Raw genomic sequence first — 15,774 nt, forward strand, 5'->3', positions numbered from 1 at the left:
ACTTGACAGTCAAGAATTTCCTAAATAGATTTTTAATTTCCCGTAAACCAGCTGACTCTTTTATTCTCTAGCCGCTTTAAATTCGCTGCGATCATACCATTTCGGAAAATAATTATCATTCGCTAATTTCAATCCAATCGCATAAAATAATTGCAAGTCTAATTTCACCCCACTAAGGTTTGTTGTTTCGGAATTATACTCATCAGAAACTTGATGGTAATTATTAATATTGTAGTATGTATTAAGTTTTTTTACCTCTTCAATACTTTTATCGAAGCCTTCATAGGTACCACTAGCATATAATGCAGGTATCCCGATTTTGGCAAAATTAAAATGGTCGGATCTAAAGAAATACCCTTTTTCCGCCTCTGGATCCGGTATAATATATCTGTCCTGTTTTAGAGCTTCCTCTTTGGCATATTCATCCATTTCGGAATGTCCGAAACCTGTAATAGTCAAATCTTTCATTTTTCCTGGACTGGCCAATGCATCCATATTTATGTTCGCAACTGATTTTTTAGGATCAAAAATTGGATTTTCAGCATAAAAGGCTGAACCCAACAATCCCTGTTCCTCTCCTGTAAGAGCAATAAAAAGAATTGAGCGTTTTGTTGTTTCACCTTTTTTAAACGCTTCTGCAATAGCTAACAACCCTGCAGTACCAGAAGCGTTATCTATTGCACCATTATATATTGAATCTCCATCAATGGCCTTACCAACGCCTAAATGATCCCAATGTGCAGAATAAATGATTACTTCATCTTTTTTCTCTGAGCCAGTTATCATAGCTACCACATTTTTAGAAACATCTTTTTTAATATTGTTTTCAACAGAAACGGAAACATTCAAATCCAAAGGTGTTGGTTTAAAATCTTTATTTCTAGATAGGCTTTTATAATCCTGGCCTTTCATTGCCGATGCATCGAAGATTTGCTGTGCACTTTCTCCACTGATCCAAGACTCTACCTCAAGCAATGGTAAATCACTTTCAATTGTTAATCGAGCACCAGTCCAACCAGATTCAATAACATTCCAACCATAAGAAGCGGGTTCCGTATCATGTATTATAATTAATCCTGCTGCGCCTTGTCGTGCAGCTTCTTCGTATTTATAGGTCCAACGACCATAATAAGTCATTTCATTTCCTTTAAATAAAGTGGAGTCTCCAGATTTAAAACCTGGGTCATTAATAAGAACTACAGCTGTTTTTCCTTTCCAATCTATTCCTTCATAATCGTTCCAATCATATTCAGGAGCCACAACACCATAACCGGCAAATACAAGTTCCGATTTTTCTAGACCAACATCGGTAACAGGCTTATTTGTTGTTGCTACAAAATCTTTTAAGTAGTCTAATTTTATTTCTGTATTTCTTCCTGAAATGATCATATGTTCTGATGGCGTACCGGTAATTTCTACCATTGGCACATCTTGAAAATAACTATCACCGTTACCAGGTGAAAGTCCTAGTTTTTCAAATTCATCTTTTAAATAGTTTACCGCTAGCGTTTCGCCAACGGTAAATGGCTTTCGACCTAGAAACTCGTCGGATGCAAGACGCTCGATATGTTTACCAATAACTTTTTGGTCAACCTCTATTACTGCCGTGGGCACCTCTTTTTCATCTATGCAGCTAACAAATAAAATGATTCCTAAAAATTGTAAAAAAATCTTCATCCTTAATATTTTGAATATGTGTTCGTTAAGGTAAATAGAATACCTATAAACAGGATATAAATCGTTATATATTTTGATTTAGCTCAATACCACAATTTAAAAAACGGTAAAAGCATTAATTACGCTCTGTGTCAAGTTCCATTTTTCTATCTTTTGCATTTTCAAGCAACACATCTATTTTATCTTTATCAAAATACTCACCGTCATTTACAACGGCGTAAATATCTTGCGTGGCTTTTATATCTTCTAATGGATTCGAATTTAAAAGAACTAAATCTGCCTGTTTATTTACTTCAACAGTGGCCATAGTAGTTAAGGTACCCATTAGCTTTGCTCCGTTTATAGTAGCACTTTGCAATATCTGTAAAGGCGTAAGACCAGCATCTTGAAACAGCATCAATTCTTCGTGAAGTGATTGCGCCGGATATACATAGGTATTCAAAGCAGCTGCATCACTACCGGCAAGAATGTTTATACCTGCTTCTTGAAAATAAGGCAATTGTTTTGCTATTAATTGATAACGGTCTTTACGGGCTTGTCTATCGTCTGGGGAATCATTTGCCATCCTATCGATTCTCCATTGATAATTGGATGTAAATCGATTTGTTAAATAGGCTAAATATGCATCATTTTCATGATTGTTTTCATCTAAATAGGCAAGTTGTTTTCCTCCTATCAATGTTGGCGTAATGGCAACAATGGTTTTACCTAATTTTTGATAGGCCAGATTCGCAATTTCTTGGTCAAAACCAGTCGCGTATAGTTCATTTGCACGCTCTTTGGTAATTTCACCAGCTTTTACTTTAGCAACAATATCCTTTTCATCATTACCTAATCGCAAAGCATAACTAGCATGCTCAATACTTGTAAAACCTTCATCGACCAATTCTTGCACCGTTAGATCTATTGGTATATGACCGGACACCATAAAACCTCTTTTTTTGGCCTCTTGAACGCTCTTTAAAAATAAAGGTCCGGGTAGGGTGTTCTCTGTAATTTTCACTAAATCAACGTTATAACTTTCAAGCTTATCAAGCATTTCTGACAATTCTTCTTCATTGGCAATTTCTAAATCTCCTTTCCAAATGGAATTGACACCTTCCAATTTTCTACCTGCCGTAAATATTTGGGGACCTAAAATTTTATTCTGTTCAATTTCATCTCTCCATTCAAGCACCTGTTCCCCTAAATCACTCGCCATATCGCGAACCGTAGTAACGCCATACGCCACAAAAACCGGTAGTAATGCCAAGTTATCCTCAACCAAATTTTCACCTTCAATATGTACATGCATATCCCACAGACCTGGAATAATGAATTTATTACTTGCATTATATTGATGATTAGTGTCGACTTCTGATTTGAAAATTTCATAATCACCAATTGCTTTTATCATTCCGCTATCAATAAGTATGGCCTTATCCTTTAGAATTTCTCCATTCGTAACGTTGATGATCTTTCCATTGTACACTAAAATTGCATTAGTAGATAATTTAAAAGCAGACTTTTTTTCAGATTTGCAGGATAAAATAAATAGGACGCTTATTATAATTGAAAATAAGAGAGATTTTTTCATAAGAGATTTTTTGAAAATACTAGTTAAATAGATAGGTAAACAAGAAGTGAATTTAATTAATACATTCATTTTCGCTTCTATTAAGATCAAGCTCTATTAAATATTATATAACATCAATATTTAAAAAACCACCACACTAACTACCTTCCTTTCGCAAAACTTGCAACGGCGGACTATTTAAAACACCTCTACTATTCAATAATCCTATAAACACCACCAATAAGGTAATACCTGGCATCACCACTAAAAAAGGTACCCATGAAGGTATAAATGGCGTGTCAAAAATAAAATAAGCAAGTAAGAAACTGCTAACCAAAGAAAGAAGTACGCCTACACCACTACCCAAAACGCCCAAAAATAGATACTCTAAAGCATTTATTTTTAAAATCTGTTTGCTTTGTGCTCCCAGAGTACGCAACAATACACTTTCACGAATACGTTGGTATTTACTGTTACGTACAGAACCGATTAAAACAATAATTCCTGTTAGAATACTAAAAAAAGCCATAAACGTAATCACCCATGAAATCTTATCCAAAATATTTTCAATAAGTGTTACCACTTGCCGTAAATCTATAATGGAGACATTAGGGAACTTTTTCACCAGTTCACGTTGCAAATTGGCCGAGGATTTTTTGTCCGGTGCGTTTGTTGTCAATACATGAAATTGTGGCGCATTCTCCAACACTCCTTTTGGAAATACAATGGAAAAATTGAGCTGCATACGTGCCCAATCTACTTGTCTAATATTACCAACTATGGTCGTCATTAATTTTCCTTGAACATTAAATAAAATAGTATCACCTAGAGTTACAAGAGCATCTTTGGCTACATTATCTGCCAAAGAAATCGGTATCACCTCAGCATTAGGTTCTACACTTGGTATCCACGCCCCATCTAATAACTTCTCAGAACCAATCATAGTATCTCTATAGGTAGTTCTAAACTCATGGTTTAATATCCATTTATTCACCCTTGTGGTACTATCTAATCGAATATCATTAACATTTCGTTCTTTTATACGCTCCATTCGCATAGTTACGATCGGAATATTATTTAGTACGGGTAAACCTTTAGGAATTATAGTATTGGCTACAGCTTCTCGTTGTTCGGTCTGTACGTCAAAAAGTATCAAATTCGGACTTTCGGTACTTGATTCGAAAGACGTTTTAGCGAGTAGAAAATCTTTAGTAAAATATAAGGTACTTATTAGAAAGGTTCCGATTCCTATTGCCAATATCAATACAACGGTTTGGTTATTTGGTCGATATAGATTCAATAAACTTTGTCGTGAAGCAAAGCTCCATGATTTAGGGAAATACCGTTTTATCAATCGCATAAATAGACTGGAAACTCCGGCCAAAATGGAGAACGTTACTAAGATACCTGCCACAAAACTTGCTGCAAATGACCATCTACCTAATAACCAATATGCAAAAAGGAATACAAATAGAACTATAGCTATCATTACCCATATTTGATATGGACGCGATTTTTTGCTCGTATCTTCTTGTACACGCAGAACTTGTAAAGGTGAAACGAACCACGTATTTATTAAAGGAGAAAGTGCAAACAAAACTGACATAAACACGCCTAATAACAAGCCGACAAAAATCGATTGATACGAGGTAGATATTTCTACTTGAAACGGCAGAAATTCTTGTAGAATTAATGGGAAAGCTTGTTGTAAAATTAATCCTATTACCGTGCCTATAAAACCACCCAACAATCCCATACCCGCAATTTGAAGCAAATAGATTAAAAAGGTCTGCTTACGGGTCGCTCCTAAACATTTGAGAACTGCGACCGATTTTAATTTCTCTTTAATATAAATATGAACAGAGCTAGCGATACCTACACATCCTAACAAAAGTGCTATAAACGCAACTAGGTTTAAGAATCGACCAACATTTTCATACCGGCGCCCTAATCGTTCACTAGTATCTATATGGGTGTCTAAATCGGCATTTTCGGCATCTAACAAAGGGTCTACTTTTTTGTTAAGCGCGATTAAATCTATAATAGAGTTTTTAAAATAATAATTATAACCTAAACGACTTCCTCTTTGAAGAAGACCGCTTTCTTCCATAAACCGAAACGGAACAATAATAGGTGGAGCGGCCGTAGCACCAATACCAGTACTACCAGGTGCGGTTATCAATGAACCGATAATCGGAAAAGTAATAGACCCTAGCTTTACACTATCGCCCGGTTTTAAATTAAATTGTAACATCGCGGTAGCATCAACTAAAGCACCTCCTTTTTCTTGGTATTCAATAGCTGCGTTTGCGGGTTCGGTTTCGAATTCGCCATAAAAAGGGAAGTTACCTTCTATACCACGTACTTGTACTAGTTTAGTAGCTCCATTCTTGGTGAAAGCTGCCATCGAAGCGAAATTCACCTCCCTAGCATCGGCTCCACCAAGGGAGTCCATCAACTGAATTACCCGCTCATTTGCTGGTTGATTACTATCGATGAGAAAATCGGCTCCCATAAGGGCTTTTGACTGTAGACCGATGTTATCTTTAAGGTTATCACTAAAAGACTGAATTGAAACGACTGCTGATATACCCAAAATTATGGAAGCCATGAACAAGAGCAAGCGCTTACCACTTGCCTTACCATCGCGCCAAGCCATTTTCAATAACCAATTAAAGTCTGCTTTTGAAGTTCGTGTTGGTTTACTCAAGATATTGCAGAGGTTTCATTGATTACTATTTTACCACCTTTAAGTCGTAATACATGTTGGTTCAGTTTAGCCAATTCTAAATCATGGGTTACAATAACCAAAGTAGTTCCCATTTCAGTATTTAAATCGAACAGTAATTTTATCACCTTTTCTCCTGTTTCTTCATCTAAATTACCCGTTGGTTCATCAGCAAAAAGAATTGAAGGTTTGTTTGAAAATGCCCTAGCTAAAGCAACCCGTTGTTGTTCCCCACCAGAAAGCTGTGACGGATAATGATTATGTCGATTGCCAAGACCAACTTTGGTCAGTAGTTCCATAGCATCTTTTGTTGCATGTGGCGCGCCTTGTAATTCTAAAGGAACACTTACATTCTCTAATGCGGTTAAGGTCGGTAACAATTGAAAATCTTGAAAAATAAATCCGACTTTTTTATTTCTTAAAAGAGCACGCTGGTCTTCATTCAACGTACTTAAATCTTCACCACAAAGATCTATACCACCTTCATCAATTTCATCTAAACCAGCACACAGTCCTAACAAAGTAGTTTTCCCACTACCAGAAGGACCTACGATTGCAAAAGTTTCCCCTTCCTCTATTGAAAAAGAAATATCATCTAATACTGTCAAATTTTTAGATCCACTCGTATACGTTTTCCTTAGATTACGTACGTTTAATATCTTTGCCATAAATCATTTTACTTCAAGCTAACAAAATAAGCAAATGATTTTGAATCTAATAAGCTAAAACTATGTTGAAAGTATTAAAGTTTCGTTATTTTTTATGGGCACTCATGGTTATTGGATGTGGAGAAAGTACAGAACAAAAACAATCGGATGGCGCTACCAAAGAAATTAGTACTACCCAAAAGGAGGTTATTGATACTAACCAAAAGGTTATCTTGTTTTATGGCAATAGTCTTACAGCCGCATATGGCTTAGATACCAAAGAAGGATTCCCAAATAGAATTCAGCAGCGTTTAGACTCTTTAGGATTGGAATATAAGGTCATTAATTCTGGATTGAGCGGCGAAACCACATCTGGCGGTTTAAATAGACTTGATTGGGTTCTGAACCATCCTGTAGATATTTTTGTTTTAGAGTTAGGTGCTAATGATGGACTAAGAGGAATACCCATTTCTGAATCGATGAACAATCTCCAAGCAATGATTGATATGGTAAAAGATAAAAATCCTGAAACTATAATTATTTTAGCCGGTATGCAGATACCTCCAAATATGGGTGCTGACTATACTTCTCAATTTATGGCTATGTATCCTGCTTTAGCCAAGTCTAATGAAATTCTGTTAATACCTTTTTTATTGGAAGGCGTTGCCGGTATACCAGAATTAAATTTAGAGGATGGCATTCACCCAACAGCAGAGGGGCAAAAAATTGTTACTAATAATGTCTGGAAAATTTTAAAATCGGTTGTACTACCAAAAACCGATACAGAGGTAACTACTACTACCGAAGTTGATAAATTGAATTAAGCAAAAAATGTTTTTACTGTTGTTGGTTTAAATTTTAAAGCTTGTTTAATTCTAGCATTTTTAACTTTAAAAAACCTTGCAGCTGTTTGGTAACCCTGAGTATTAATTTCAGATTGGACAATTATATCTGCCATGGGCATTACAATAGTCTCCACTTTGGTAACGGGTAACATCTCTTGAGCTTGGGACTTGGTTCCCAAACAGACAACAAGGAATAAGAAAATAACGGTACGCATAATAATAAGTAGGTAAATTTGGTTTGTAGATAACCCCTCTTTGTAAGTAAACGTATATTAAAATCGACAAAACGCACTGTTTTTACGATGAAAGTATATGTTTTCGATGTATTACCTTTATTCGTAGTCCTTTTTCCTACAAAATTTTTAGTTTTTAATCGATAATTGTGGACCGTTTATCGATTCAGCTATCATATTCCTACAATTTAATTGATTGTTTGCTTTTTGGATGTCATCTAGAGCTACTTTCTTGTAGCTATTAAAAGTATCTAGAACTGTTAAGTAGTTACTTTAAAACGTAATAAGATTAAGCAATTTTAGGTTTGTTAGCCTTAGTAAGAAAATTCAATTCCTTTTTGATATTAGAATTTTTAAACTTGTATAAACGAGCAACTTCAGTTTTAGTCTCCAAGTTCCATTCGTAAGATGTTTCAGTAACGATAGTCATTTCAGTAGTTTCAACTTTTACATCGGCAGTACTGTTTTGTGCTTGAGCAGTAAATCCTAAGAAGATGATAAAGATAATTGTTACTATTGTTTTCATGACTTTTGCGTTTGTTACACTTATAGAACGCAGCAAGCCTTAATTCACTAGGTGGTAAATCGCTCAAAAACACATATTACTCGTTACTTTACACATACTCGGTTGAAGTGTAAAATCTGGTCGATAAACGACACAGTAACCAAAATCACCTTAGCGATCAAAGATGCAGTTAATCGATACAGGTTACTTCAACTTCAATAAAATGTTGGGGTCTGGGCAATTTTCCTGATAAAAGGACAATTGTACGTTTGCGCATACGCCCGGATAATCACCGTTGTTTCCTTCTAAGTCCTTAATAATCTGAAAATGTAGATGCGGGGCATAATTGACATTAATATCAGGTGTACCTAATCTACCAATAATCTCGCCAGCTTGAAATTCTTTATCAATAAAAAGTCCGTCCAAAGAATCTACCGACAAGTGGCCATATAAAGTATAAAAGGTATGATTCCCCAAAATATGCTTCAATATAATCGTAGGGCCATAATCACCAATAACATTATTATTCTTAAAACTATGCACCACGCCTTTTATAGGAACAATTACTTTAGTAAAAGCAGCACACCAATAATCGATTCCTAAATGAATGTTTCGAATAGGTTTTGTGCTAGACGTGAAACCTTCTTTATCATTATATAGGTTACGTTTTTCTAAATAGCCCCCATAGGCTATTAATCCTTGCTTATCATGCAATACTTTATCAATATAATTTTGACAGATAGAATAGTTCGTAATATCTAAACCAAATAACTCCTCATTATCTTTTGATAGATTTAAGGGCACATATTTTTTAAAAGGAATTGTCGTGTCTAAAATAGAAATAGGGTTTGTGGTATACGATTTAAGGTCTTGAAGCAATGTATTCATTTTTCAAAAATATAATATCCTTTTATCTCGTTAACATTTTTTAACCTTTTTCCTCGTAAGGTCTTTGTAAATTACCTACAAATTGCTAATAGAAAATTACCATGAAATTATTACAAATAACAGTATTGGCCTGTGCTACATTACTAGCTACAAGTTGTCAATCTAAAGTCAAAAAAAATACCTTATCAGAAAATACCGAAAACACTGAAATTGTGAACGAAGAAGTTGATGAGGCTGTAAAACTAAGTGCCCAACAACTAAGTAAATATGAAACCGCCTATTTTGCTAGTGGTTGTTTCTGGTGCGTAGAAGCTATTTTTGAGAGTGTTAAAGGAGTTAAAGAGGTTATTTCTGGCTATGCCGGTGGCAAACAGAAGAACCCTACTTATGAAGACGTTGGTTATGGTAAAACCGACCATGCAGAGGCTGTAGAAATCTATTATGACCCTAAAGAAATCTCCTTTACCGAATTAGTTCAAGTTTTCTTTGGTTCTCACGACCCTACCCAATTAAACGGCCAAGGTCCTGATCGCGGTAGACAATACCGTTCTATTGCCTTTTACAAGACCGATGAACAAAAGAAAATAATAGAAGGATACATGCAAGCACTTACAAATCAAAATGTATATGGCGGCCACCCAATTACAACTGAAGTCACCCCTTTCACGGTTTTCTATAAGGCAGAATCTTATCATCAAGATTACGAAAAAAACAATCCTAATAATTCATATATTAAAAATGTATCTATTCCAAGATTAAACAGGTTTAAAGAAAGCTTTGGAGATTATCTAAAGAAGAGTGTCCACTAAAAGGTCTCCCAAAAAATTGTTATATTCAAGCGCCCTACCGGGCGCTTTTTTTATAAACCATAATTTACCAAAACCAATGAAATCAAATATCAATTTTCTACTCTTTACCTTAATTCTATCTACTTTGATAAGTTGTAACCAAAAACCCAAAGACGATACCCCATGGGTAAATCTTTTTGATGGAGAAACTTTAAATGGATGGACACAACTCGGTGGCGAAGCCACTTATTCAGTAAAGGATAACGCTATTGTGGGTACCACTGTTCATAATACACCCAACTCATTTATGACAACTGACAAGATGTATAGTGATTTTATTTTAGAATTAGATTATAAGGTAGACCCTAGTATGAATTCTGGCATACAGATTAGAAGTAATAGTTTACCACATTATATGGATGGGCGGGTTCATGGATATCAAATAGAAATAGATCCATCTGAAAGAGCATGGAGTGCTGGTATTTATGATGAAGCAAGAAGAGGTTGGTTAAACCCAATGACCGATAATCCTGAAGCTCAAAAGGCATTTAAACAGAATGAATGGAATCACTATAGAATAGAGGCTATTGGTGACACTTTAAAAACTTGGATTAATGATGTACCCGCCGCTTATTTAATTGATGACAAAACAGACAAAGGTTTTATAGCACTGCAAGTACATAGCATTTCTGATGAGCAGAAAGATGGTACCGATATTATCTGGAAGGATATTAATATTTTAACCGACAGTCTTTCTAAATATTCAAGAAAAAGTCCATTGACACCAATAATCACAAAAAATGGATTAGGTGCCGACGAAGTAAAAAATGGCTGGAAAATGTTATGGGACGGTGAAACTACAAACGGATGGAGAGGAGCTCGTTTAGATGAATTTCCAACAAATGGATGGGAAATTAAAGATGGTATTTTAACCGTACAATCATCAGGAGGTGAAGAATCTGCAGCAGGTGGTGATATTGTTACTAAAGAGTTATATGGTGATTTTGAATTAATATTAGACTTTAAAATTACTGAAGGCGCTAATAGTGGTATCAAATATTATGTAGATACCGATATCAATAAAGGACCTGGTTCTTCCATAGGTTTAGAGTATCAAATTTTAGACGATGCTAGACACCCCGATGCAAAACTGGGGAACCATGATGGTAGCCGTACCGTTTCATCTCTTTACGACCTTATTCAAGCAGATGTTAACAAACCAATGAACGAGCCAGGTGAATGGAATACGGCTCATATAGTTTCTAAAAATAACCATGTTGAACATTGGCTGAACGGAATGAAAGTTTTAGAATATGAACGTAAAAGTGACGACTACAGAAAATTAGTATCGGAGAGCAAATATGCTCAATGGCCTAATTTCGGAGAAGCTGACACAGGTCATATTTTACTACAAGACCATGGAGACAAAGTGTCTTTTAAAAACATAAAGATAAAATCAATCGAAAAAGAATAAGCCATGACGACTAGAAGAAATTTTATTAAAAAAACCTCGGCCGGAACAGCAGCGGTAACTTTGGGCAGTTTAGTCTTTCCAAGTAGTTCTTATTCAAACATTCTTGGCGCTAACGACCATATCAATTGTGCTATTATTGGAGTACGTAGTAGAGCAAAAGCACACGTAATAGCTATCCATAATGATAAAAATGCCAAGATTATATATTCTTGTGATGTCGATGATGTAATCTTACAAGAACATAATGTGTGGTGCCAAGAAAACATAGGATACATACCAAAAGTAGAAAAAGACTTTAGAAAAGTATTGGAAGACAAAGATGTCGATGCAGTATTCATTGCAACGCCCGAACACTGGCATGCACCAATGGCTATTTTAGCACTACAAGCAGGTAAGCATGTTTATGTTGAAAAACCTTGTAGTCATAATCCGTATGAAAATGACCTTTTGGTCGAAGCACAAAAAAAGTATGGAAAAAAAGTGCAAATGGGGAACCAACAACGATCTGCAAAAACTTCCATAAGTGCCATCAAAGATATAAGAGAAGGTATTATTGGTGATGTTTATAAAGGAGAAGCATATTACTCGAATAATAGAGGTTCTATTGGTAAAGGAAATATAATTGATGTTCCTTCAACATTAGATTGGGATTTATGGCAAGGGCCTGCACCAAGAGAATCGTATAAGGATAATATTCACCCTTATAACTGGCATTGGTTTCGCACTTGGGGCACAGGTGAAGTACATAATAACGGCACCCATGAAATTGATATCTGCCGTTGGGCCTTAGGTGTGGACTTACCAGAAACAGTCACATCTTTTGGTGGCAAATATACCTTTCAAGACGATTGGGAATTTGTAGACAACCAACAAGTTACCTACACTTTTGCGGAAAATAAATTTTTAACATGGACAGGCCATAGTCGAGGAATAATGAAACCAACGCGACCTGGCCGCGGTAGTACTATTTATGGGTCTAAAGGAAGTATTATGCTTGATCGTAATTTCTATCAACTTTACGATTTAGATGGCAATCTTTTAAAAGAGGAACTTGAAGGTGGCTCAAGCGAAACAACCAACACAAGAGGTGAAGGTCAATTAGATACCAACCATATTTCTAATTTCTTTGCAGGTATTAGAGAAGATAAAAGTCTTAATTCCGATATAAGTGATGCGAGTGTTTCTACCATGCTATGTCATTTAGGAAATATGGCTCAAGATGCAGGAGAAACCTTAAAGATTGATACCATTACTGGAAAAATCACCAACAATGCTAAAGCTATGGAATCATGGAAGCGCACCTATGCTGAAGGATGGGAACCGGTTCTATAACCTATAGTTAGGTAATATTAATTTTCAAATAAGAGCAATCTACTAGTTCGAATTATGAACTTAGTAGTTTGCTTTTTTATTCTCAGATATTAAAAACACACAATGTGATGAAAATTTTATCCTATTTGATAAGATGATATCTTAATTGTGTAGACCCCCTTAAAACATTGGTAGAATAATGACTGTATAGTGGTTTATTTTGATGAAGATAATATTGGAGGTTAACATCAATTCAATAAATTCATTTACTATCATGTAGCCATAGATGGTACCGCTAATTACTTAAAAAATGATGAAAGTCAAAAATATACAACGACCATATAACATTGGTATAGAAAAAAAGGTACAACCACTTATAGGGAAATGTTCATTTAAGTTTATCTAGACACAAATGATGATACCTCAAATTTAGAACCAGCCATTTTAACTAAAAATAAAAAATAGGATTTACTTTCGGTTATGCCGATAACGATAGAAGTACGGAGCGTGAAAATTTTATTGGATTGGTATTTATGCCCATTGAAGATAAAAGCCCAGTGTGGATAGAGGCAAGTATTTTTGGCACATTAGAAATGGTAGCGTAATTAGTGGATTACCACTTCACTATAATCTGAAGTAATTACAACAGCACGATTACTATTTTCTTTTAAGTAAGCGCCTTTATTAATAATTGAAGTACCATTTTTAATCTGTTCTAATTTTAAAGTAGCAGGTACTTTAAGAGTAGAAGAATTACCCTTCACATAAAAGTCAGTAGCCACTCTTGGCAATGATAGGTTTAATTCCCCATTTCGAACACTAATATCTAATTCTTTAAAATCTTGTCCCAATTCAAGAATATGTACTGCACCAAAGTTGTTTTTTATAAAAGCATTTTTAAGTAGTTTGTTTATTGTAACGGCAGATGAAGTTGCCTGCAAATTTAATTGATCAACCTCAGACAATGATATTTCTTCGGAATACGAAGTGCTTAATTGCCCATAATTCCATTTTTGAACATTTACAGGTGAATATGAAGCCGAAACATTAGTTTCCTGACCATCTATTGTGGCTGCCCAAAGGCTTGAATGCGAAAGTTTCGCATTCAAGTTTTTGGTATTTGCTGCTAGTTTTACTTCTCCATGACGTACATCCATTTTTATACGGGTAGACTTAGGTAACTTAATTTTTATGATTTTTTTTATTTTAAAATTCTTTTGGCCTTCATTCGTATTCAAATAGAAAATATTTGGTGCATTGATTAAACTATCGCGTCTTAAAAAAGCATAGTTCCTTATCGAATCTCTTTCCGCCAGACGATGCTTACGCTCCTTTTCACGCTCTTCAAGTCGTTTTTCCATTTCTTTGGCACGTTCTTCCATATGCTTAATTCGTTCTTCATTTTGTTTTTCCATCCGCTTTTCCATTTCTTCAGCTTGCGCTTCCATTTTTGAAGCCCATTCTTCTAAACGATCTTGATGCTTTTTATCAAAGCTTTTCTCAAAGTTCTTTTGCCATTTTTTCATGTATTTATCGCCATCTTTTTGGTATGCCTCATAATCAAATGAAAAAACTTCTGTTTGTGGTAAAGGAGGCATTTCTGGAAATGGTGCAATTTGTGGCATGTTAACCACGAAAGAAGCTATTTCAGGCACCTCAATTCGCACATCGCTAAAGTCAAAATGTGAATGAGAATCAAAATCCGCAAAAAAACTGTTGCTTTTCGATTTAGAAGATATTCTAATTTCCTTACTATTCCCTAAAATCTCAATTGGGCTATGCTTAAAATAACTCTCTGCTTCCTCTTTTGTAGCGCCTTCTAAGGTGATGGTGGCCGTAATGGCCACCTCATCTTTGTCCCATGTTTCAAATTCAATATCAGCATTGCTGGTATTGATGTCCACAACTGCATCATCTGCCACAATAAAACGTTCTTGAAATGTTTTACATTCCTTTTGGGCATTCATCCCTCCAGTAATTAATAGCCCTAATGCAATGATGAGTTGCCTAGATACTGTTTTCATTGATCTGTTCATTCTTTGATAATTTTAAATCGTTTAACTTTCTTTTTAACTTCTGTAATAATTGTAATCGTAATTGCAAATTCTCTATGAGTGCCGTTATGGTCTGGTCATTTGGCCCTAATTCTTTTAACTCTGCGTTTAAGGTTTTATACTCTATGTTCAGATTATTTAGTTGTTCCATATAACCGTCTATTAAATCTTTGGTATCAGGCGATACTTCTAGTTTTGCTAATTCTAGATTTATATTCGCCACATAATAATTTTCCACTTTCTTTAGATCTGGCGATAGGTCACCAAAAGTAAATTCAGTTTGTTTTTCATTGATAGGGTCACTTTCCACAACTGTACTCCCAACATTGCTATTATTATTCCATAAAAAATAGCTTACACCAACACTTAGCATCACCATTATCGAAACAGCAACTTTTAACCACGCTCTATTTGTTTTTTCGCCTTTAGGCAACGATTGCTGCAGTTTCTCCAAAAAGCGCTCTTCATGACCATTATTTATGATGGATTGCTGCTCTCGCTTTTCTTTTTTGAACATTTCCCTAAGATCCTGTTCCATATTTTTTACTTTTTAATAGTTCTTTTAAACGTCCTTTTCCTCTTAATAATCTTGTTCTACAGGCAGATTCTGAAATATTCAAAACCTGAGCAATTTCTTGATGATCATACCCTTCTAGCAAAAACATGAGTACAACATACTTGTATTTACTCTGCAAATCATCAATTGCTCTTCTAACCTGCTCTATACTAATTGTCGATGGTACATTCCAATTATCATCTTCTTCCACAACCTTCATATACCCTTCATTTAAAGTCACAACATTGTCTTTTTTTGACTTTAGAAAATCTATACTCTTATTTATAACAATACGCTTCAACCACGCTCCAAATGTCACATCTCCCTTATACTGATGTAGTTTTTGAAAAGCTTTTATAAACGATTCCTGTAAAACATCTTCCGCATCATCTGCATTCTTTACAAATCGCATAGCAACGATAAACATACCATCACAATATTTTCTATACAGTTGCAACTGTGCAGATCTATCATTTGCTTTACATTTCTCTACGACATTGCTTTGAAACATCG

General features: G+C 35.1%; 14 protein-coding genes. 4 read left to right on the forward strand and 10 right to left on the reverse strand.

Going from position 1 to position 15,774, the window contains the following annotated elements; genetic code table 11:
* Positions 1–60: 60 nt before the first annotated feature.
* The 4 genes from AACZ49_RS03255 to AACZ49_RS03270 form a co-directional block, all read right to left on the reverse strand.
* The gene (locus AACZ49_RS03255) at positions 61–1,677 is read right to left on the reverse strand and encodes a M28 family metallopeptidase (protein ID WP_339651568.1); all 1,617 of its coding nucleotides are present in this window, start codon (positions 1,675–1,677) and stop codon (positions 61–63) included.
* A 115-nt stretch (positions 1,678–1,792) separates the two neighbouring features.
* Entirely contained in the window at positions 1,793–3,253 is a 1,461-nt protein-coding gene (locus AACZ49_RS03260) for an amidohydrolase family protein (protein ID WP_339651569.1), read from the reverse strand.
* 136 nt (positions 3,254–3,389) lie between these two features.
* A complete protein-coding gene (locus tag AACZ49_RS03265) occupies positions 3,390–5,891 on the reverse strand; it encodes an FtsX-like permease family protein (protein ID WP_339652173.1) in 2,502 nt (833 codons plus the stop codon).
* A gap of 47 nt (positions 5,892–5,938) precedes the next feature.
* Complete coding sequence (locus tag AACZ49_RS03270) at positions 5,939–6,628, reverse strand: ABC transporter ATP-binding protein (protein WP_091622973.1); 690 nt, start codon at positions 6,626–6,628, stop codon at positions 5,939–5,941.
* A gap of 62 nt (positions 6,629–6,690) precedes the next feature.
* On the opposite strand from AACZ49_RS03270, the gene AACZ49_RS03275 reads away from it, so the two are divergent.
* On the forward strand, positions 6,691–7,431 hold the full coding sequence (locus AACZ49_RS03275; protein WP_339651571.1) for an arylesterase: 741 nt from the start codon (positions 6,691–6,693) through the stop codon (positions 7,429–7,431).
* On the opposite strand, the gene AACZ49_RS03280 is transcribed toward AACZ49_RS03275, so the two are convergent.
* From AACZ49_RS03280 to AACZ49_RS03290, 3 genes are all read right to left on the reverse strand, one after another.
* The gene (locus tag AACZ49_RS03280; protein ID WP_339651574.1) at positions 7,428–7,667 is read right to left on the reverse strand and encodes a hypothetical protein; all 240 of its coding nucleotides are present in this window, start codon (positions 7,665–7,667) and stop codon (positions 7,428–7,430) included. The genes AACZ49_RS03275 and AACZ49_RS03280 overlap by 4 nt on opposite strands.
* Before the next feature lie 307 nt (positions 7,668–7,974).
* Positions 7,975–8,211: a hypothetical protein gene (locus tag AACZ49_RS03285; RefSeq protein WP_339651575.1), complete on the reverse strand. Its 237-nt coding sequence runs from the start codon at positions 8,209–8,211 to the stop codon at positions 7,975–7,977.
* A gap of 183 nt (positions 8,212–8,394) precedes the next feature.
* On the reverse strand, positions 8,395–9,078 hold the full coding sequence (locus AACZ49_RS03290; protein ID WP_339651577.1) for a peptidoglycan DD-metalloendopeptidase family protein: 684 nt from the start codon (positions 9,076–9,078) through the stop codon (positions 8,395–8,397).
* A gap of 101 nt (positions 9,079–9,179) precedes the next feature.
* Between AACZ49_RS03290 and msrA the strand changes: the two genes are divergently transcribed.
* The 3 genes from msrA (at position 9,180) to AACZ49_RS03305 (ending at position 12,672) form a co-directional block, all read left to right on the forward strand.
* Positions 9,180–9,887, forward strand: a complete 708-nt coding sequence (gene msrA, locus AACZ49_RS03295) for a peptide-methionine (S)-S-oxide reductase MsrA (protein ID WP_339651579.1) — start codon at positions 9,180–9,182, stop codon at positions 9,885–9,887.
* A 76-nt stretch (positions 9,888–9,963) separates the two neighbouring features.
* Positions 9,964–11,340 (forward strand): DUF1080 domain-containing protein, encoded by a 1,377-nt coding sequence (locus AACZ49_RS03300; RefSeq protein ID WP_339651582.1) that lies wholly within the window; start codon positions 9,964–9,966, stop codon positions 11,338–11,340.
* Positions 11,341–11,343: 3 nt separating this feature from the next.
* On the forward strand, positions 11,344–12,672 hold the full coding sequence (locus AACZ49_RS03305; protein ID WP_339651584.1) for a Gfo/Idh/MocA family oxidoreductase: 1,329 nt from the start codon (positions 11,344–11,346) through the stop codon (positions 12,670–12,672).
* 584 nt (positions 12,673–13,256) lie between these two features.
* Here the strand turns inward: AACZ49_RS03305 and AACZ49_RS03310 are convergent.
* Genes AACZ49_RS03310 through AACZ49_RS03320 form a run of 3 tightly spaced genes read right to left on the reverse strand, consistent with a single transcriptional unit; the run spans position 13,257 to position 15,772 of the window.
* A complete protein-coding gene (locus AACZ49_RS03310; protein ID WP_339651586.1) occupies positions 13,257–14,687 on the reverse strand; it encodes a hypothetical protein in 1,431 nt (476 codons plus the stop codon).
* The gene (locus AACZ49_RS03315; protein WP_339651588.1) at positions 14,659–15,243 is read right to left on the reverse strand and encodes a hypothetical protein; all 585 of its coding nucleotides are present in this window, start codon (positions 15,241–15,243) and stop codon (positions 14,659–14,661) included. The genes AACZ49_RS03310 and AACZ49_RS03315 overlap by 29 nt, the downstream gene beginning before the upstream one ends.
* Positions 15,227–15,772 (reverse strand): RNA polymerase sigma factor, encoded by a 546-nt coding sequence (locus AACZ49_RS03320; protein ID WP_339651590.1) that lies wholly within the window; start codon positions 15,770–15,772, stop codon positions 15,227–15,229. The genes AACZ49_RS03315 and AACZ49_RS03320 overlap by 17 nt, the downstream gene beginning before the upstream one ends.
* Positions 15,773–15,774 lie beyond the last annotated feature (2 nt).

The organism is uncultured Maribacter sp., assembly GCF_963975365.1.
Classification (GTDB): Bacteria; Bacteroidota; Bacteroidia; order Flavobacteriales; family Flavobacteriaceae; genus Maribacter.

Coding starts and splice junctions, on each gene's coding strand:
- AACZ49_RS03320 (WP_339651590.1), bottom strand. CDS start 15,772: ATGTTTCAAAGCAATGTCGTAGAGAAATGTAAAGCAAATGATAGATCT.
- AACZ49_RS03255 (WP_339651568.1), bottom strand. CDS start 1,677: ATGAAGATTTTTTTACAATTTTTAGGAATCATTTTATTTGTTAGCTGC.
- msrA (WP_339651579.1), top strand. CDS start 9,180: ATGAAATTATTACAAATAACAGTATTGGCCTGTGCTACATTACTAGCT.
- AACZ49_RS03290 (WP_339651577.1), bottom strand. CDS start 9,078: ATGAATACATTGCTTCAAGACCTTAAATCGTATACCACAAACCCTATT.
- AACZ49_RS03275 (WP_339651571.1), top strand. CDS start 6,691: ATGTTGAAAGTATTAAAGTTTCGTTATTTTTTATGGGCACTCATGGTT.
- AACZ49_RS03280 (WP_339651574.1), bottom strand. CDS start 7,667: ATGCGTACCGTTATTTTCTTATTCCTTGTTGTCTGTTTGGGAACCAAG.
- AACZ49_RS03305 (WP_339651584.1), top strand. CDS start 11,344: ATGACGACTAGAAGAAATTTTATTAAAAAAACCTCGGCCGGAACAGCA.
- AACZ49_RS03300 (WP_339651582.1), top strand. CDS start 9,964: ATGAAATCAAATATCAATTTTCTACTCTTTACCTTAATTCTATCTACT.
- AACZ49_RS03260 (WP_339651569.1), bottom strand. CDS start 3,253: ATGAAAAAATCTCTCTTATTTTCAATTATAATAAGCGTCCTATTTATT.
- AACZ49_RS03265 (WP_339652173.1), bottom strand. CDS start 5,891: ATGGCTTGGCGCGATGGTAAGGCAAGTGGTAAGCGCTTGCTCTTGTTC.
- AACZ49_RS03315 (WP_339651588.1), bottom strand. CDS start 15,243: ATGGAACAGGATCTTAGGGAAATGTTCAAAAAAGAAAAGCGAGAGCAG.
- AACZ49_RS03310 (WP_339651586.1), bottom strand. CDS start 14,687: ATGAACAGATCAATGAAAACAGTATCTAGGCAACTCATCATTGCATTA.
- AACZ49_RS03270 (WP_091622973.1), bottom strand. CDS start 6,628: ATGGCAAAGATATTAAACGTACGTAATCTAAGGAAAACGTATACGAGT.
- AACZ49_RS03285 (WP_339651575.1), bottom strand. CDS start 8,211: ATGAAAACAATAGTAACAATTATCTTTATCATCTTCTTAGGATTTACT.